Below are 17,734 nucleotides of genomic sequence, written 5' to 3'. Positions count from 1 at the left end.
CGGCCCGCCGGACCCCCCGCGGCGGGCCGGGGCACCGGCCCCCTGGAGTGCGCATGCACCACCTCGTACAACTCCTTCTCGCGCTGCTTCCCCGCAGGGCTCCGGCCGTTGCCGTACGGCATCCGGTGGCGGCCGTCGACCCCTGGGCGCGGCCCTGGACCAGCCCCTCCAAGGAAGAGGCGCAGGCAATCCTGCGCAGGCGGCGCAGGCGGCTCTACGTCATCAGCCATGGGATGCACCTTCCGCCCCGGCTCCCCTCATGACCCCGGAGAGCCTGCTCGCCGAACGGCCCCCGGGCTGCCTCACCGCCCCTTGCTGCCTCTGCGGCCGGCCGACCACCGCACCCGTCGAGGTCCGGCACATCCCGCCCGATACGACGCTGTACGCCTGCCCCGAGCACGCCACCACGGTCGCCCCCGGGCCGGTCGCCCACGAAGGCGTCCCGTCGCCGTCCCCCGGATGACCGACCTTGTGCGGCCCCCGGACATCCCCGGGGTACACATCCGGGCATGACGGGACAGAAGACCACCGGCGCCGGGGCGATCGCCCGCACCCTCCTCGGCCATGTCGGCGGTGCCGGGAACGTGCTGGACGTTGCGCACTGCATGACCCGGCTGCGGCTGCGGCTCGCCGACCGGGGGGCCGTGCGGGACGAGGAGCTGCGCGCGGATCCCGCCGTGCTCGGGGTGGTCGAGGAAGGGGACTCGTACCAGATCGTCCTCGGGCCCGGCACGGTCAACCTCGTGGCCGCCGCGTTCGAAGCGCAGCTGAGGGAGAAGCCCGAGCGCGGAGGGGTCAAAGGCGGGCTGCGGCGCGTCGCCAATGTCTTCGTGCCGCTCATTCCCGCCCTCGTCGGCTGCGGCGTCGTCGCCGGGCTCGCCGGGGTGCTCACCAATCTCGGGGTCGCGCCCGGTGTCACCCCCGCGCTCGCCGCCGTCGCGGGCGGCTTCATGGCGCTCATCGCCGTCTTCGTCGGCTGGAACACCGCCAAGGAGTTCGGCGGTACGCCCGTCCTCGGCGGCGCCGTCGCCGCCGTGATCGTCTTTCCCGGGGTCGAGCGCGTCGAAGTCCTCGGGCAGCCGCTCCACCCGGGGCAGGGCGGTGTCCTGGGCGCGCTCGCCGCCGCGCTCGTTGCGACGTACACCGAGCGGTGGGTACGGGGACGCGTGCCCGCCGCGCTCGACGTCCTCGTCACGCCCGCCGTCACCGTGCTCGTCGCCGGGCTGATCACCCTGTACGGGCTGATGTACGCCGCCGGGAAGGTCGCCGCCGCCATCGGCACCGCCGCCGACCGGCTGCTGGAGAGCGGCGGCGCGGGCGCGGGCTTCCTGCTCGGCGGGCTGTTCCTGCCGCTCGTGATGCTCGGGCTGCACCAGGCCCTGATCCCCATCCACGCCACCCTCATCGAGCAGCAGGGCGCGACCGTGCTGCTGCCGATGCTCGCCATGGCGGGCGCCGGGCAGGTCGGCGCGGCGATGGCCGTCTACGCCCGGCTGCCCCGCAATCCGGCGATCCGCACGACCGTCCGCTCCGCCCTCCCCGCCGGGCTGCTGGGCGTCGGGGAGCCGCTCATCTACGGCGTATCGCTGCCGCTGGGGCGGCCCTTCGTGACCGCGTGCGTCGGCGGCGCGTTCGGCGGCGGCTTCGTCGGGCTGTTCTCGATGCTCGGCGACCGGGTCGGCGCCACCGCCATCGGCCCCTCCGGCTGGGCCCTCTTCCCCCTGCTCCACGGCAACCAGGGGCCCGCCGCCGCAGCCGCCGTCTACGGGGGCGGGCTGCTCACCGGGTACGCGGTCGGGTTCGCCGCCACCTACTGGTTCGGCTTCACCCGGACCATGCTCGCCGAACACGACCGGGGGAGGGGACAGGAGGCCGTCGCCTGAGGGCGGAAGTGGGGGGTGGGGCACGGAATCCATCGGTCCCGGGCAGGCTGCCGGGGACACACCCACCCCCCATGGCCGCGAGTCCCTCACGATCTCCGTCCGGCCGGTGTTGGTGCATGCCACCGTAGACGGGGCCACTGACAACAGGTCCCGGCGGCAGAGCGGACGACACGGCCCCCGGATCCGGTACGGGGAGCGGTCAGCGCGCCGGGCACACCGACGGGACCGCCCGCACCAGCGCCCTCGTGTGCAGCTGGTCGAGCTGCTTCTCGTGGCGTACGTGCACGGCGGTCACGGCCAGCACCCCGCGGCACGACCAGGCGGCCCGCGCCCGCTCAGAGCCCGCGACGGCCCGCACCAGTTCGGCGTTGATGCGGTTGATCTCCTTGCGGACCTCCGTCAGGTCGGGGCGTTCGGCCGGTGCCTTCGACGGGTCCGCGGTCCACAGCGCGTGCAGCCCCCGCTGGACGAGCTTGTTCGCTTCGATCTGGTCGCGGAAGATCGCGACGGTCGTCTTCGGGTCGGTGCCCGCCTCCAGCGCCAGCCGGCGGACGGATTCGAGGACGATCTGCTCCCGCGCGGGATCGTCGATCGGGCTGTCCGTGCCCCATTTCGCCGCCGCGACGAGATCGGCCGTGGCGAGCCGTTCGGCGGAGAGCGTGGTGAGCGGGAGGAGCTGGGAGTACGAGGAGGGGGCCGGGGGCGCGGAGGTGCTGTGGGCGCTCGCCGGGGCGACCCCGGCGGCCAGCACCCCGGCGGTGACGGCGGCGGTCAGTACGAGCCGGGCGGAACGGGGGTGCGAGCGGGCGGTGCCGTGGCTGGACAAGGAGCTTCCCCTGGGGATGTGACGTCTACTCGGCAGTGGTCGGCTGCCGCGGGTCCGCGCCCCGGATATGCCGGATCAGCCGCCCGGCGCGCGTTCCGTCCTGCAGGAGGGTTTCCACCAGGGGGCCGGTTCCGTCGTCCGCCCGGGCGGCCGTCAAGATCTGCTCAACGGGAGTGGGATCGGCGCCGAGATCCGGGGCGGACGCCAGGGCCCGCCGTACGCCTGCGTAGTCCAGGCCCATGGCCGCCAGACGCTCCCCGCCCCGGAAGCGTGCGCCCGTACCGGACAGCCCCTCCCGTGCCAGATGGGGGTGGGCCATGGCGACCTCGTGCGTGGCGAGCACCGCCAGCAGGATGTGCTCGGTGCCGAGTCGCCGGTGCCCGAGTCCACGGGCCTGCTCGTGTGTCTCCCAGAACACCCAGAACCCGGGCCGCGTCGCCCAGTTCACCCCGCTGACCAGCCACCGCTTCCAGAACGCCATCGGGTAGTGGCGGTTGCCCAGCAGCAGGTCCCTGGTCCGGTGCAGCAGCGGGTCGAGCAGGCTCTCCGGGACCCCCGTACCCGGTGAGCCCGCCCCGTCCCCGCCGGCCGACGGCTCCTCGCCGTCGAGCCGGGCCAGTACCGCCGCGGCGGTCGTCCCGCAGATCGCCAGCAGCTCGGCGCAGCGGGTCTCCTCCTCCTGGAGCAGCCCCCGCAGCAGATGCTCCGGCCGCAGCCGGGCGATGCCCGTCTTCTCGCCGCGAGCCTCCGTCTCGGCCAGGTGGAGCGCTGCTTCGAAGGCCCACCGGGCGTTGCCCGTCAGCAGCCGCCGCTCGTCCCCGTCGTCGCCGAGGACGGACCGCGACGAGACGCTGTGCGCGACGTCGTCGTCACCGGCCCACGGCACCGCGTCCGGGCGGCCCTGCCGGTCCCGGAGGATCGCCAGCACTCCGGTCCGGGTGACGCCCTCGGCGGCGAGCGCCTCCCTGGCCGGGCCCTTGGTGTCGGTGATCGCGGCCAGCAGGTGTTCGCTGCCGATGGCGTTCGTGTCGGTGGCCCCCCAGGCGGCGCCCAGGATCCCGATCACCTTCCAGCCGATGTCGACCTGTGCCTGTGGCTGTGGCTGTGCCATGGGGGGTTCCCGTCGTCCGGCGTCCTGTCGTCTCCGGAGTACAGACTTCCCGGTGGCGGACGGGCGCCGCGTCCACCGTTCGTCGCCGGTCGCGACGACGAAGGTCGTGACCCGCCCGCCGGACGGCGGCCGGTGGGGTCAGCGCGGGAGCGCCGCCGTCAGGTCGACCTCGACGAGCTGCCCGGGGTAGCCGAGCTGGGCCACACCGATCAGGGTGCTGGCGGTGGAGAACGCGGACGCGATGACGGATTCGTTCAGCCGGTCCCAGGCCCGGGCCAGCACCTTCTCGTCCGAGCTGACCACGTGGATCAGGGAGCGGACGACATGCTCGGGGCCCGCGCCCACGGCGTTCAGGGCGGTCAGGGCATTGGCCGCGACCTGGTCGATCTGGGCGTCGAGATCGCCCTTGCCGACGACCTCGCCGGAGAGGTCGAGGGGGCACTGTCCGGAGAGATAGGCCGTACGGCCCGCCTCGACGACGGTGATGTGGTGGTAGCCGGGGGTGGCGTGGAGCCCTTCGGGGTTGATGCGGTCGATGCCTGCGGTCTCGTGCTCGGTCTCGGTCGTGGTCTCGTGCTTGTCCGTCATGGGAACGAGTCTGCGATTCCGGCGGGAATTACGCACTCCGTTTTCGCCGGGCAGCCGTGGGCGGGAGGCGGGCGGATACGGGAGTGCCCTCCCGCCGCGGGGGCGGGAGGGCACTCGGGTCAGGCTGCTGAAGCGGTCAGAAGCGGTCAGAAGCGGTTCGGGAGCGCCGGCAGTTTCCGCTCGCCCCGCTCCGTCGCCGCCGCGCCCGAGGGCCGGTCCGCCGCGCACGTCACGTCCTTCGCGGGCAGCTTCCCGGTCACCAGATAGCCGGTCGCCACATCGTCGGCGCAGGAGCTGATCCCGTACCGGTAGACACCGTGGGTCTCGCCCTCGTCCACGGTCACCATCCGGGAGCCCTTCAGCGCCCGGTGCATGCCCTGCGCGGTGAACAGCGGGGTCTGGGAGTCCCACTCCGCCTGCAGGATCAGCGACGGGACCCGGTTGTCGACGTTCGTCGCGGGCTCGACGGGCCGGTCCCAGAAGGCGCAGGGGGTGATGTTGGAGGCGTGGTCCCCGAACACCGGCAACCGCACGGAGTCGACGGCCGCCTCGACGGCGTACCGCTGCGGATTCCGCGGCCAGTTCCCGGTGTCACCGCAGGCGACGGCGTTGAACAGGGATATGTCGTTGTCGCCGGGGTACCAGCTCGGGAAGTCCGGCACCGGCTTGCCCGCCGCCGCGTCCTTGAAGATGCCGAGGAAGTAGGCCCCCTCCGTGCGGTAGAAGAACAGCGGGCGCATCACCGACCGGATCGCGGCGCCGTTGTAGTACGTCTCCCCGATCCTGACCGGCTTGCGGTCGGCCTGGGCGACGAGGTCCCGGAAGCCCTTCGCGACCGCCTGCGGGGTGGCGCCGTGCCCGTACTCGTCGTTCCGCGCGGCTGCCCACTCGGTGAACCGCGCGAACGCGGGCTCGGCCGCCTTCGCCCAGGACTGGAGCATGCCGCGCCAGGCGAGCTTCGGGTCGACGGCGCTGTCCAGGATCATCCGGTCGGAGCGGTGCGGGAACATCTGGGTGTAGACCGCGCCGAGGTAGGTGCCGTACGACACCCCGACGTAGTTGATCTTCTGCTCGCCGAGTGCGGCCCGGATGGCGTCCATGTCACGGGCCGTGTTGCGGGTGGTGAAGTGCTGCAGATCCGCGCCGTACTTGGCCCGGCACTTGTCCGCGATGCCCTTCGCCCAGGCCACGTCGGAGGCGAAGTTTCCCGGCTTGAACGGGCGCAGCACCGTCCGCTCCGCCGGGGCCGTACCGCACTCGACGGGAGTGCTCTTGTTCACCCCGCGCGGGTCGAAGCCGATCAGGTCGTAGCGGTCGAGCACCGACTGCGGCAGTCGGCCGCCCCAGTCCAGCGGATCGCCCAGTCCGGAGCCGCCGGGGCCGCCGGGGTTGAACAGGAGCACCCCGCGCCGCTGCTGCGGATCGGCCGCCTTGACCCGGGAGACGGCGACGTCGATCTTCTTGCCGCCGGGGGCGCGGTAGTCGAGCGGCACCTTCAGCGTGGTGCATTCGTACGCGGCGGGCTGGTCGGGGCTGCACCGCTGCCAGGTCGGCTGCTGCGTCTGCGTCTGCGACTGCTGTGCGGTGGGCGTTGCGGCGGCCGGTGCGGCGACGGCGACCAGGGGCGCCAGGGTCGCCAGAGCGCTGACCGCGGCCATGGGTGCGAAGCGTCGTGCTGACTGCACGGGAGTCCTTTCTCGAAGCGTAAAAACGTTTCTCTGAACGGGAGTTGGGACGGTTGTGCGAACGACGGTTGTACGGAAGCTACTGGATCAACGCGCGGGCCGTAGCCCCGCCGCGGGCGCCCGGTGTCACCAACGGCACTTCGGCCGGCTTCTTCTGCTGTCCGGCCGTCACCGGGTCCGGCGCACAGCGCACGTCCCGCGCGGGCAGCCGCCCCGTCAGCAGATAGGTGTCGGCCAGCCGGTTGGCGCAGGAACTGGCCCCGCCCGGGTAGACCCCGTGGCCCTCTCCGTCCTTCACCAGGGCGAGCCGGGCGCCCTTCATGGCCTTGCGCAGCCCGAGACCGTCCGGGAGCGGGGTCTGCGAGTCCCACTCGTTGTGCAGGATCAGCGCCCCGACCTCGTTGTCGACCGTGGTCGTCGGCTCGGCGGTGTCGTCCCAGAAGGCGCACGGGGTGATGTTGGAGACGTAGTCCCCGTAGAGCGGATAGCGGGCCGCGTCGCGGGCGGCCTGACGGGCGTACACCTTCGGATCCCGCGGCCAGTTCTCGTCGCCGCAGGTCACGGCCCACATGCTGGAGACGAAGTCCTCACCGAAGTCATAGACCGGCGGGCCGGGGACGGGCTTCCCGGCCACCGCGTCCCTGAGCTGGGTCATGTACTCGGCGGCGAGGGAGCGGGTGAAGAACGCGGAGCGCATCCCGGCGCGGATCATGGCGCCGTCGTACAGCCGGTCACCGAGCTTCAGCGGTTTGCGGTCCGCCCGGGCGATGATCTTCCAGAACGCAGCGGAGACCGCCTCGGGCGTGGCACCGAGCCCGTACTGCGCATTCCGCCCGGCCGTCCACTCCGCCCAGCGGTCGAACGCCTTCTCCGTCTCCTGCGCCCAGAGCCGGAAGTCCTCCTTCCAGACCCGTGCGGGATCGACCCCGCTGTCGAGCACGAACCGGTCGGAGCGGTGCGGGAACAGCTGGGTGTAGACCGCGCCCAGATAGGTGCCGTACGAAATGCCGAAGTAGTTGATCTTCCGTTCCCCGAGCGCGGCCCGGATCGCGTCCATATCGCGCGCGGTGTTACGGGTGTTGAAGTGCTTGAGCCCGTCGCCGTACTTCGCCCGGCACTTCTCCGCGAAGGACCGCGTCAGCGCGGTGTCACGGGCGAACGACGCCTTCTTGTACGGACGCTCGAAGGCGATCTCCCCGGGGGTCAGGCCGCATCGTATCTGCGTGCTCGCGCCAACTCCCCGCGGGTCGAATCCGATCAGGTCGTAGGCGTCCACGACACCCGCGGGAAGCGCGTCACGGAACGCCCCGGGCAGGGTCAGTCCCGGTCCGCCCGGCCCGCCGGGATTCACCAGGAGAACTCCGCGCCGCTTTCCGGGGTCGGCGGCCCGCAGCCGTGAGATCTCCAAGTCGATTTTCTCGCCCGCGGGCCGTGCGTGGTCCAGCGGTACCTTCAGGGTTGCGCACCGCAGATCGGGTGCCCGCTCGGTCGGGCAGTCGCGCCATACGGGCCGCTGCGCGGCCGGAGGCGCAGGTGAGGCGGCGGCAGGGGCCGTGGCCAGGGCGGGGGCGAGCGTCGCCAGCACGCTCACCGCGAGCAGCGGGACCGTACGTCTTCTTGCCTGCACGGGGTCGTTCCTTCCGTTCGTCGTACGCGCCGGGGGTCGGCCGGTGCGGCGGGAGGCGGGGGAGGCGGCCGGGCTCATCACCCGGTGATGGGGTGATTCACAGGCTCCTGTGTTACGGGCGGGCGCCGAAGCGGCCGGGCGAGGCCGCTCCCGGCGGTCCCTTCGGCGCCGGTGGCGCGACCGCGCCGGAGCGCTGCCGCGGCGCCGGTTCGGCCCGGCAGATCACATCGCCGGCCGGCAGCCGACCACTCGTCAGATACTCCGTGGCCACGGTGTTCGCGCACGCCCCGCCGAAGAGGTAGACCCCGTGGCCCTCGCCCTCGTCGACGGTGACCATGCGGGAGCCCTTCAGGGCCCGGTGCATGCCGCGTGCGGTGTTCAGCGGGGTCTGGGAGTCCCACTCGTTCTGCAGGATCAGCGCCGGGACCCGGTTGTCCACCTTCGTCGGCGGCTCGACGGGCCGGTCCCAGAAGGCGCATGGGGTGATGTTGGAGGCGAAGTCGCCGTAGAGCGGATACCGCTTCCCGTCGCGTACGGAATCCCGGGCGTACGTCCCCGGATTCCGCGGCCAGGCAGCGTCCCCGCAGAGGATCGCGAACTGGCTGGACGCCTCGTTGTCGGAGGGCGGCGGCTCCTCCGGGAGGGGCGGCACCGGCTTTCCGGCCGCCGCGTCCTTCAGCATGACGACCGTCTCGGCCGCATCCTCGACACCGAAGAACAGGCCGCGCATCTCGTCGCGTATCGCGTCGCCGCCGAAGAGGTCGTCCCCGATCCTGATCGGCTTCCGTTCGGCCCCGCGGACGAGGTCCCAGAAGGTGCGGGAGACCGCCTCCGGGGTGGCGCCGAGCCCGTAACGGCCGTCCCGGGCGGCCGTCCAGCGGGTCCACCGCTCGAACGCGGGACCGACCGCGGCACCCCAGTTGCGGAAGTTCTCCCGCCAGGCGAGCCCCGGGTCGACCGCGCTGTCCAGCACGAACCGGTCGGCGCGCCGCGGGAACAACTGGGTGTAGACGGAGCCCAGATAGGTGCCGTACGAGTAGCCGAGGTAGGAGATCTTCCGCTCGCCGAGCGCGGCCCGGACGGCGTCCATGTCGCGGGCGGTGTTCCGGGTGGTGAAGTGCTTCAGGTCCGTGCCGTACCCCGCCCGGCACTTGTCGGCGGTGCCGCGCGAACGCGCCGTGTCCGCGGCGAAGGTCTTCGTACCGTACGGGCGGGGCCAGTGGGTCTCCTCCTCGTTCAGACCGCAGGCGACGGGTGTGCTCCGCCCAATGCCCCTCGGGTCGAAGCCGACGAGGTCGTAGGAGTCGAGGACGGACCGCGGCAGCGCGCGCCGGAACTGCACGGGCATCTGCAGACCCTCGCCGCCCGGGCCGCCGGGGTTGATGAGGAGCACCCCGCGCCGCTTCTCCGGGTCGGCTGCCCGGATCCGGGAGACCGCGATGTCGATCCTCTTCCCGGCCGGATTCCGGTAGTCCAGGGGCACCCGTACGGTGCCGCACTCGAAGTCGGCCGGGCTGTCGGGGCCGCAGCGCTGCCACGACACCGGTACGGACAGGGGCGCGGCCGCCGGGGAGGGGCGGGCGCCGCCCGGGGCGGCGACGGCCGCAGCCGGGGCCAGGGTCACCAGCGCGCTCGCCGCCGCCACGGCGGGGGCCAGGCGTCTTGCCTTCACGGAAAGGTTCCTTCCGCAGGGGTTCGGGACACGAACGACCCTGCCCGACCCGGTGATGACTGCGAATCATCCGGGGAGCCGACCCTGTGTCTGTCTGCGGTCTCATGGCCCCGTACCGGCCGTCATTCTCCGGATGCAGCGGAAACCGGCCGGTCTCAGGGGCCCATTACCGGCCTTAAGGGCTGGTCACCGGGGCACCCTTGCCGGTAAAACACTTTCAGCACACCGTTATCGTGCTTCCTAGCGATCCGCAGCACTCTCGCGCGGTCGCCCCGCGGCCGGCCCCCGGCGGCCCGCCGCCTCTTGCTGACCTGTGGGGGGTCCCTTGTCGCGCTCAACGCGCAAGCTGCCGCGTGCTTTCGTACGTACGGCAGCCGTCATCGCACTCTCGACGGGCGTCGCCGTGCCCGTCGTCGTCACGGCACCTGCCGCCCATGCGGCGGTGTCCTCCGTCACCACCACGGTCGACGGAAAGCTCGCCGTCGGACTGCCGTCCAACGCGATCTGGGTGAAGGCGTCCGTCCTCGCGTCCACGCAGCCCGACGCGGCCGTCCTGCTGGAGGACGAGCAGCTCGCGGACGACGGCAGCAACACCTGGACCAGCCGGGAGGCGCTCAAGCTCCCGGACGGCACCGCCTTCGGGAACTACCCGGTCCGGGTGGACTACCGGCTGCCCGGCGGCACGCTCCAGCAGCAGACCATCGGCACCTTCGCCTATCTGAAGCGTGCCAAGGTCGCCACGGTCGCCTTCGACCGCACCAGCACGGACCTCAACAACCCGGTCACCGTGCTGTCCGGCACCGCCACCACCTTCGACCCGTCCACCGGTACCACCGGGCCCGCCCGCCAGGGCATGCCGGTGCAGGTGCGGGTCAAGGTGGATCGCGAGTGGCCGACCAAGCCCGTGACTCTGGAGTACCGCCCGGAAGTCGACGCCCAGGGGAAGTTCTCCGTCAACGTCGCGCCCGAGGGCCGGATCACCGGCGGCGAGGCGTACCTGGAGACGGGCGTCACCGACACCGTCGCCCATCCCGCCGCCGCCCTGCCCTCCGTCTGGGCCGAGAAGACCAAGGTCCGTATCCAGGCGGACAGTGACAAGCGGCGGGTCCACAAGGGCCAGGCGTTCACGGTCAAGGGCCGGGTCGAGAAGCTCACCAACGAGGGCTGGAAGCCCTACGCCGACGCCCCCGTGCTGTCGTCGCTGTCGGCGCCCTGGTACTGGGACTCGTACGCCAAGACACCGCTCGGCACAGGGAAGTCCGCTGCCGACGGCTCCTTCTCGTACACCGCGAAGGCCACTTTCTCCGGTGAGCTCTACACCTATGTCAGGCCGTCGGCGCATGTGCCGTCCGACGCCGCGGACACCGGCGCGATCGCCGTACCCGAGAAGATCACCCTGGGCTCTCCCGCGTACAGCATCGACGCGTTCGGCACGGTGACGGCCAGCGCCAGGGTCTACGGCGCCGACTGCAGCGGCGAGAGCGTGGCCTTCCAGTACTCGCCCGACGGCCGCACCTGGTACAACATGACCGGCGTCACCGCCGGTCACTACACCACCAACGAGTGCCGGGTGAGCCTCCAGACCGAGGGCTACGTCCGCGGCTACTACCGCTTCTTCCACATCGAGTCCGACCGGTTCGTCGCGGCTTCGGCGGCACCCAAGTTCCTCAGCCGCTACCTCACCCGGTTCGTGGGCCACAAGTACTCGACCACCCGCCCCAAGATCAACGGCAGCATGACGGTCTCGGGTACGGTCCAGCGCCAGGTCAACGGCAAGTGGATCGCGCACCCCGGCGCCAAGGTGATGGTCCTCGTCAAGCCCAAGGGCCAGGACCAGTGGTACTGGTCCGTCAAGGGCAAGACCAACAGCAAGGGCGTCTACAGCCTGAAGGCGCCGGTCTACAGCGACGGGACCTGGGCCGCCGTCACCGAGCCCATGAACGGCTACTTCTACTCCGAGACCAAGGACACCTACATTGACGCGCGCTGATCTGATCACGCGCCGGCCCATGGCGCTCTCCCTCGTCGCCTCCGCCGCCGCGCTCGCCCTGGCGGCGGGCGCCGCCCCGGCCGTGGCCGCCCAGGCGGCCGCCGCTCCCGGCATCGGGAGTGCCGTCACGGACCCGCAGCAGCGCGGCTCGTTCACCGTCGGCGCCTGGACGGACACCCCCGGTGCCACCATCACCAAGGTGTCGGCGGTCGTCCGCGACGGCAGCACCGTCGTCGCGGAGGTCCCCGACCTGGCGGAGACCGCCCCCGGCTCCGGCCGCTACCAGGTCCCCGCCGCCGGGCTGCTGAAGCTCACCGAGGACGACGGCACCATCCCGCAACTCGGCCGGTACGCCATCGACGTCACGGCCGAGGAGAGCACCGGCACCCGGTCGACCCGGCAGAACGCGGGCACCCTCGACTTCACCATGCGGCTTCACGCCGCCGGGCTGAGCAGCGCCCGGCCCACCTGGGAGACCCGCGGCACCACGGTCAAGGGCACCCTGGTCGCCGTGCAGCCCGGCTCCAACGACCAGGTTCCGCTCCCCGGCCGGGAGATCGGCCTGTCCCTGGGGGACTACTCGGGCGACACCACTCCGGACCCGGCGGGCACCGTTACCACCGGTGCCGACGGAACCTTCAGCACCCTCCTCCCGATCGCCCGGTACAACAGGGTGGTGAACCTGCGGCACACCATGCGGGAGAACGGGGTCGACGACACCCTCACCGCGGAGAGCGGATTCATCTCCCCGGACTGGCGCACCATCGACATCACCGCCGCCCCGGACAAGAAGCGGGTCCTGCCCGGGCAGAAGGTCACCCTCACCGGCCGGGCGACCCACGAGGGACGGCCCGCCGGAGGGATCGACCTCCAGGCGACCGTCACCGGGAACCGGGCCCCCATGACCACGGATGCCCAGGGCAACTTCAGCGTCACCCTCACCCCGGCGCCCGGCGCCGAGTACAACTCGCCCTGGTCCGTCTACGGGGACGGGGTCTACGAGAACGGCTCCACCCGAGGGAACCTGGAGGTGCCGCAGGAGGTCACCATCCGGCCGGGCCTCTCGCTGGCGAGCAACGGCACGGTGACGGCGAAGGGCACGCTCCGCACCACCTACATCACCGGCGAGCACGCCTACGGTTCGCAGATCCTGCGGCTGGAGCACTCGGCGGACAAGCGGACCTGGAAGACCCTCGCCAGCCGCGAGGTCTCCATCAGCTCCTCGCAGTGGAACACCTTCAACTTCACCGCACGCGGCGGCAACGGCTACTACCGGCTGGCCACATCGACCAGTGCCGAGTTCGTCGGCACAGCGACGTCCCCGGTACCGCTGTCCCGGATCTCCACCCGGCTGACCACCGCCAACGCCACCCCCGAGCCGGTGAAGAAGGGCGCGACCCTCACCGTCGCCGCCACGCTCACCGAGCGCAGCGGCAGCACCTGGCGGCCCCTGGCCCAGCACTGGGCGACGCTGTCCTTCCTCCCGAAGGGCAGCACCAAGTGGTCCATCGCCGGACACGTCCGGGCGGACGCCAAGGGCAAGGCCGTCATGAAGGTCCGCGCCGGGGCCGACGGCTACTGGCGCTTCACCTACACCGGCAGCTCCCGGCACTACGACGCCGCGGGCGCCTCGGACTACGTCGACGTCCGCTGAACCGGCAGGCCGGTCCGGGCACCACCCGGACCGGCCCCGGAGCACAGCAGCAACGCCGAAGGGCGGTACCCCCCTGGGAGTGGGGGTACCGCCCTCCGCTTTTACGGCTCGGTTCGCCTCCGGGGCGCTTCAGCCGTGTTCTTCAGTCGATCGTGCTCGGCCACTCGTTCCTCGCGGCCTGCGCGCGTTCTCCTTCCAGACCACGACGCGCCCCTTCGGCTCACTCGCCGACTCGGCCTTGCCGATCCTGGGAGATCCCGGGATCAGAAGTCCATGTCACCGCCCGGCATGCCGCCCGGAGCGGCCGCAGCGGCCTTCTCCGGCTTGTCGGCGATGACGGCCTCGGTGGTCAGGAACAGCGCGGCGATCGACGCGGCGTTCTGCAGCGCGGAGCGCGTCACCTTCGCCGGGTCGAGAATGCCCTCGGCGATCATGTCGACGTACTCGCCGGACGCGGCGTTCAGACCGTGGCCGGGGGTCAGGTTGCGCACCTTCTCCACGACGACACCGCCCTCCAGGCCGGCGTTGACGGCGATCTGCTTCAGCGGGGCCTCCAGCGCGAGCTTCACGGCGTTGGCACCGGTCGCCTCGTCGCCTTCGAGCTCCAGCTTGTCGAAGACCGAGGAGGCCTGCAGCAGGGCCACGCCACCACCGGCGACGATGCCCTCCTCGACGGCCGCCTTCGCGTTGCGAACGGCGTCCTCGATGCGGTGCTTGCGCTCCTTCAGCTCGACCTCGGTCGCGGCACCGGCCTTGATGACGGCCACGCCGCCGGCCAGCTTCGCCAGGCGCTCCTGGAGCTTCTCGCGGTCGTAGTCCGAGTCGGAGTTCTCGATCTCGGCGCGGATCTGGTTGACCCGCCCGGCGACCTGGTCGCTGTCACCGGCACCGTCGACGATGGTCGTCTCGTCCTTGGTGATGACCACCTTGCGGGCGCGGCCCAGCAGGTCGAGGCCCGCGTTCTCCAGCTTGAGGCCGACCTCCTCGGAGATGACCGTGCCGCCGGTGAGGATGGCGATGTCGTTCAGCATCGCCTTGCGGCGGTCGCCGAAGCCCGGAGCCTTGACGGCGACGGACTTGAAGGTGCCGCGGATCTTGTTGACGATCAGCGTCGACAGGGCCTCGGCCTCGACGTCCTCGGCGATGATCAGCAGCGCCTTGCCGGACTGCATGACCTTCTCCAGCAGCGGCAGGAGGTCCTTGACCGAGGAGATCTTGGAGTTGACGACGAGGATGTACGGGTCGTCGAGGACGGCCTCCATACGCTCCATGTCGGTGGCGAAGTACGCCGAGATGTAGCCCTTGTCGAAGCGCATACCCTCGGTGAGCTCCAGCTCCAGACCGAAGGTCTGGGACTCCTCGACGGTGATGACGCCTTCCTTGCCGACCTTGTCCATGGCCTCGGCGATCAGCTCGCCGATCTGGGTGTCGCCGGCGGAGATGGAGGCGGTGGAGGCGATCTGCTCCTTGGTCTCCACGTCCTTCGCCTGTTCGAGGAGGGCACCGGAGACGGCCTCGACGGCCTTCTCGATACCGCGCTTCAGGCTCATCGGGTTGGCACCGGCGGCCACGTTGCGCAGGCCCTCGCGGACCAGCGCCTGGGCCAGAACGGTCGCCGTGGTCGTACCGTCACCGGCGACGTCGTCCGTCTTCTTGGCGACTTCCTTGACCAGCTCGGCGCCGATCTTCTCGTACGGGTCCTCCAGCTCGATCTCCTTGGCGATGGACACACCATCGTTGGTGATCGTGGGGGCGCCCCACTTCTTCTCGAGGACGACGTTGCGGCCCTTGGGGCCAAGGGTGACCTTGACGGCGTCGGCGAGCTGGTTCATCCCGCGCTCGAGACCGCGCCGTGCCTCCTCGTCGAACGCGATGATCTTTGCCATGTGAAGTGTCCTCCACGGACTGGAGTAGGAAGCTCTTCGGACCGCGCCTGCGCCCGCGACGGACGGCCTGCCGGACCGTGCCGCTCCATGCGCCGCACGCCCGGCGAGCCTCACCGACTCGGCCCTTTGTTATCACTCTCACTGGGAGAGTGCTAACGCCAATGATTAGCACTCGGCACCCGAGAGTGCAAGGCCGCTCCTGGTGTACCGCCCGAGGGGGCGGGTGCGGACGGGGTCCGGGGCGGGTGCGGGCGAGGCTCCGGCGGCGGGGTCCGGCGGCGGGCGGAACGGCGCTCCAGTCGCGGGAAACGCGCAGGGCCCGCACCCCGGTGAGCGGGATGCGGACCCTATTGAATGCGTCTGCGTGCGAGCGTATGCGTGCGTCGACGCGCAAGCGCGCGGAAGGAAGAGTCGGTCAGGCCGAGAGCTTGACCATATCGGCCTGCGGGCCCTTCTGGCCCTGCGAGATCTCGAACTCGACCCGCTGCCCCTCTTCCAGGGTGCGGTAGCCGTCCATCTGAATCGCGCTGTAGTGGACGAAAACATCCGCACCACCGTCGACCGCGATGAAGCCGTACCCCTTCTCCGCGTTGAACCACTTGACGGTGCCCTGAGCCATGCCTAACTCCCCTATTACTGGCCCTTGCACAGGACCGCACCTCGCGGACCCGGGTCTGAGCTCACCCGACCTCACAGGTGTGCGCCGGAACGCGTCGACCGCGGCTGAATGTATCTGCACAACTGCCCTCTGCAACAGGGCAATCGGGCGGGAAATCCGGAAGGCTACTATCGGGTAATTCTCCTGAATTCAGGAAATTCCGGGGCAAGTCCGACCGGACAAAAGGAATCTATGAGACAGAGTGCGCCTGCACATTGGCTGCTTCTTATCGAGCCCGGGCGCATTCTCATACCTGGCCATGGGTGGATGATCACCGGGCCTTCCCCAACTCTAGCGTGTTCAACCATGCAGAATGGCCCCCTCCGTTTGTCTTACGGAGGGGGCCATTTCGATGACCGAGGGTCAGCGCCGCGGACCGCGGGGCCCGGGGCCGCCGGCGGGGGCGTACGCCCGCGTGCGGAGCCGGGCGGTCAGCCGCCGGCGACTGCCGGGATGATCGAGATTCCGGCGCCGTCGGGGGTCGCGGTCTCCAGCCCCTGCTCGAACCGGACGTCGTCGTCGTTGACGTACACATTGACGAAGCGGCGCAGCTTCCCCTGGTCGTCCAGGACCCGGGCGGAGATCCCCGCGTGGTTCTTCTCCAGATCGGCGATGACCTCGGCGAGGGTCGCGCCCTCGGCGGCCACCTCGGCCTGTCCGCCGGTGTAGGTGCGCAGGATGGTCGGGATGCGAACGTTGACGCTCATGGGTGGTGCCTTCCTCGGGCGGTGGCCCGGGCTCGGTGGACGGCTCGGCGGTCGGAAGCGGCGGCGGGAGGTCCCGGACGGCCCCGGCGGGTCAGCGGCCGGGGCGCTGCCGGGACTGCGGCCGGTCAGTGGGTGGCGAGACCCGCCGCGCGGAACGCGTCCAGGCTCGGCCGGATGGTGGCGGTGGGGCCGCTGGTCGCGGCGACCGCGTCCAGCGTCTTGAGCCCGTCGCCCGTGTTGATGACGACGGTGGTCGCGGCGGGGTCCAGCACCCCCGACTCCAGCAGCTTCTTCGCCACCCCGACCGTCACGCCGCCCGCGGTCTCCGCGAAGATCCCCTCGGTCCTGGCGAGCAGCTTGATGCCCTCGACGACCTGCTCGTCCGTGACGTCCTCCACCGCACCGCCGGTGCGCCGGGCGATGTCCAGGACATAGGGACCGTCCGCCGGGTTGCCGATGGCGAGCGACTTGACGATGGTGTCCGGCTTCACCGGCCGGACCACGTCGTGGCCCGCCTTGTAGGCGGCGGAGACCGGCGAGCAGCCCTCGGCCTGCGCGGCGATGATCCGGTACGGCTTCTCCTCGACCAGACCGACCTTGATGAGCTCCTGGAGCCCCTTGTCGATCTTGGTGAGCTGGGAGCCGGAGGCCACCGGGACGACGATCTGGTCCGGGATCCGCCAGCCGAGCTGCTCGCAGATCTCGTACGCCAGGGTCTTGGAGCCCTCCGCGTAGTACGGCCGCAGATTGACGTTGGTGAAGCCCCAGCCCTCGCCGATCGGGTCGCCGATCAGCTCGGAGCAGAAACGGTTCACGTCGTCATAGGTGCCCTCGATGGCGACGACGTCGCCGCCGTAGACGGCAGCCATGACGACCTTGCCCTGCTCCAGGTCGTGCGGGATGAAGACGCAGGACCGCAGCCCGGCGCGGGCGGCGGCGGCGCCCACGGCGCCCGCGAGGTTGCCGGTGGAGGAGCAGGAGAGGGTGGTGAAGCCGAAGGCGCGGGCGGCCTCGACGGCGATGGCCACGACCCGGTCCTTGAAGGAGTGGGTCGGGTTGCCGGAGTCGTCCTTCACATACAGCTCACCGGTGACGCCCAGCTCGGCGGCGAGCCGGTCGGCCTTCACGAGCCGGGTGAAACCGGGGTTGAGATTGGGCTTGTCGGCCACGTCGGCGGGGACGGGCAGCAGGGGCGCGTAACGCCAGATGCTCTCCGGGCCGGCCTCGATGGCCTTGCGCAGCGCCTCCGGGTCTCCGGTGGGCAGCTCGTAGGCGGCTTCCAGGGGACCGAAACAGGAGGCACAGGCGAAGCTCGGACTGAGCGGGGTGCGCTCTCCGCACTCGCGACAGGAGAGCGCGACGGCGGGACCGAGATCCACTGAGGGGGCGGCGGGGGCGGTGGTGGTGTCGGTGGTGCTTGCGACGGTCTGCGCAGCCATGGAGGCGA

15 protein-coding genes are annotated in these 17,734 nt (G+C 71.2%); 5 read left to right on the top strand and 10 right to left on the bottom strand.

Going from position 1 to position 17,734, the window contains the following annotated elements; translation table 11 throughout:
• Window positions 1–53: 53 nt before the first annotated feature.
• The 3 genes from B7R87_RS13635 to B7R87_RS13625 are packed head-to-tail and all read left to right on the top strand — an operon-like array spanning window position 54 to window position 1,883.
• Window positions 54–263: a hypothetical protein gene (locus B7R87_RS13635; protein WP_100249173.1), complete on the top strand. Its 210-nt coding sequence runs from the start codon at window positions 54–56 to the stop codon at window positions 261–263.
• Window positions 260–463 (top strand): hypothetical protein, encoded by a 204-nt coding sequence (locus B7R87_RS13630; RefSeq protein WP_006348503.1) that lies wholly within the window; start codon window positions 260–262, stop codon window positions 461–463. Before B7R87_RS13635 ends, B7R87_RS13630 begins: the two co-directional genes overlap by 4 nt.
• Before the next feature lie 46 nt (window positions 464–509).
• Window positions 510–1,883, top strand: coding sequence for a PTS transporter subunit EIIC (locus B7R87_RS13625; RefSeq protein ID WP_006348504.1), 1,374 nt, complete (start codon window positions 510–512; stop codon window positions 1,881–1,883).
• A gap of 199 nt (window positions 1,884–2,082) precedes the next feature.
• Here the strand turns inward: B7R87_RS13625 and aroQ are convergent, their stop codons facing one another.
• The 6 genes from aroQ to B7R87_RS13595 form a co-directional block, all read right to left on the bottom strand.
• Window positions 2,083–2,709: a gamma subclass chorismate mutase AroQ gene (aroQ, locus tag B7R87_RS13620; protein ID WP_006348505.1), complete on the bottom strand. Its 627-nt coding sequence runs from the start codon at window positions 2,707–2,709 to the stop codon at window positions 2,083–2,085.
• A 25-nt stretch (window positions 2,710–2,734) separates the two neighbouring features.
• Window positions 2,735–3,820 (bottom strand): Clp protease N-terminal domain-containing protein, encoded by a 1,086-nt coding sequence (locus B7R87_RS13615; RefSeq protein WP_006348506.1) that lies wholly within the window; start codon window positions 3,818–3,820, stop codon window positions 2,735–2,737.
• Window positions 3,821–3,958: 138 nt separating this feature from the next.
• Window positions 3,959–4,408 carry a RidA family protein gene (locus B7R87_RS13610; RefSeq protein ID WP_006348507.1) on the bottom strand — a complete coding sequence of 150 codons (450 nt, stop codon included), beginning with the start codon at window positions 4,406–4,408 and terminating at the stop codon, window positions 3,959–3,961.
• A 146-nt stretch (window positions 4,409–4,554) separates the two neighbouring features.
• Entirely contained in the window at window positions 4,555–6,066 is a 1,512-nt protein-coding gene (locus tag B7R87_RS13605) for an alpha/beta hydrolase (protein WP_006348508.1), read from the bottom strand.
• A 106-nt stretch (window positions 6,067–6,172) separates the two neighbouring features.
• A complete protein-coding gene (locus B7R87_RS13600) occupies window positions 6,173–7,720 on the bottom strand; it encodes an alpha/beta hydrolase (RefSeq protein WP_233168830.1) in 1,548 nt (515 codons plus the stop codon).
• Between the two features lie 112 nt (window positions 7,721–7,832).
• Complete coding sequence (locus B7R87_RS13595) at window positions 7,833–9,392, bottom strand: alpha/beta hydrolase (RefSeq protein ID WP_233168829.1); 1,560 nt, start codon at window positions 9,390–9,392, stop codon at window positions 7,833–7,835.
• Between the two features lie 325 nt (window positions 9,393–9,717).
• Between B7R87_RS13595 and B7R87_RS13590 the strand changes: the two genes are divergently transcribed.
• Both B7R87_RS13590 and B7R87_RS13585 read left to right on the top strand, forming a co-directional pair.
• On the top strand, window positions 9,718–11,382 hold the full coding sequence (locus B7R87_RS13590; protein ID WP_130585101.1) for a hypothetical protein: 1,665 nt from the start codon (window positions 9,718–9,720) through the stop codon (window positions 11,380–11,382).
• Window positions 11,369–13,036, top strand: a complete 1,668-nt coding sequence (locus B7R87_RS13585) for a hypothetical protein (protein ID WP_130585100.1) — start codon at window positions 11,369–11,371, stop codon at window positions 13,034–13,036. The genes B7R87_RS13590 and B7R87_RS13585 overlap by 14 nt, the downstream gene beginning before the upstream one ends.
• Before the next feature lie 263 nt (window positions 13,037–13,299).
• On the opposite strand, the gene groL is transcribed toward B7R87_RS13585, so the two are convergent.
• From groL to thrC, 4 genes are all read right to left on the bottom strand, one after another.
• On the bottom strand, window positions 13,300–14,922 hold the full coding sequence (gene groL / locus B7R87_RS13580) for a chaperonin GroEL (protein WP_006348513.1): 1,623 nt from the start codon (window positions 14,920–14,922) through the stop codon (window positions 13,300–13,302).
• 415 nt (window positions 14,923–15,337) lie between these two features.
• On the bottom strand, window positions 15,338–15,541 hold the full coding sequence (locus B7R87_RS13575) for a cold-shock protein (protein ID WP_006348514.1): 204 nt from the start codon (window positions 15,539–15,541) through the stop codon (window positions 15,338–15,340).
• Between the two features lie 470 nt (window positions 15,542–16,011).
• Complete coding sequence (locus B7R87_RS13570) at window positions 16,012–16,287, bottom strand: MoaD/ThiS family protein (RefSeq protein WP_006348515.1); 276 nt, start codon at window positions 16,285–16,287, stop codon at window positions 16,012–16,014.
• A 125-nt stretch (window positions 16,288–16,412) separates the two neighbouring features.
• Complete coding sequence (gene thrC, locus B7R87_RS13565; protein WP_006348516.1) at window positions 16,413–17,726, bottom strand: threonine synthase; 1,314 nt, start codon at window positions 17,724–17,726, stop codon at window positions 16,413–16,415.
• Window positions 17,727–17,734 lie beyond the last annotated feature (8 nt).

Origin of the sequence: Streptomyces tsukubensis, assembly GCF_003932715.1 — a bacterium.
Lineage (GTDB): Bacteria > Actinomycetota > Actinomycetes > Streptomycetales > Streptomycetaceae > Streptomyces > Streptomyces tsukubensis.
Note: the sequence above shows the minus strand (reverse complement) of the source record. Positions and strands in the feature narration are given on the sequence as shown.

What these genes read in the sequence shown, in the direction of transcription:
- B7R87_RS13635 (WP_100249173.1), top strand. Translation starts at nt 54, where the DNA reads ATGCACCACCTCGTACAACTCCTTCTCGCGCTGCTTCCCCGCAGGGCT.
- B7R87_RS13630 (WP_006348503.1), top strand. Translation starts at nt 260, where the DNA reads ATGACCCCGGAGAGCCTGCTCGCCGAACGGCCCCCGGGCTGCCTCACC.
- B7R87_RS13625 (WP_006348504.1), top strand. Translation starts at nt 510, where the DNA reads ATGACGGGACAGAAGACCACCGGCGCCGGGGCGATCGCCCGCACCCTC.
- B7R87_RS13615 (WP_006348506.1), bottom strand. Translation starts at nt 3,820, where the DNA reads ATGGCACAGCCACAGCCACAGGCACAGGTCGACATCGGCTGGAAGGTG.
- B7R87_RS13610 (WP_006348507.1), bottom strand. Translation starts at nt 4,408, where the DNA reads ATGACGGACAAGCACGAGACCACGACCGAGACCGAGCACGAGACCGCA.
- B7R87_RS13605 (WP_006348508.1), bottom strand. Translation starts at nt 6,066, where the DNA reads ATGGCCGCGGTCAGCGCTCTGGCGACCCTGGCGCCCCTGGTCGCCGTC.
- groL (WP_006348513.1), bottom strand. Translation starts at nt 14,922, where the DNA reads ATGGCAAAGATCATCGCGTTCGACGAGGAGGCACGGCGCGGTCTCGAG.
- B7R87_RS13575 (WP_006348514.1), bottom strand. Translation starts at nt 15,541, where the DNA reads ATGGCTCAGGGCACCGTCAAGTGGTTCAACGCGGAGAAGGGGTACGGC.
- B7R87_RS13570 (WP_006348515.1), bottom strand. Translation starts at nt 16,287, where the DNA reads ATGAGCGTCAACGTTCGCATCCCGACCATCCTGCGCACCTACACCGGC.
- thrC (WP_006348516.1), bottom strand. Translation starts at nt 17,726, where the DNA reads ATGGCTGCGCAGACCGTCGCAAGCACCACCGACACCACCACCGCCCCC.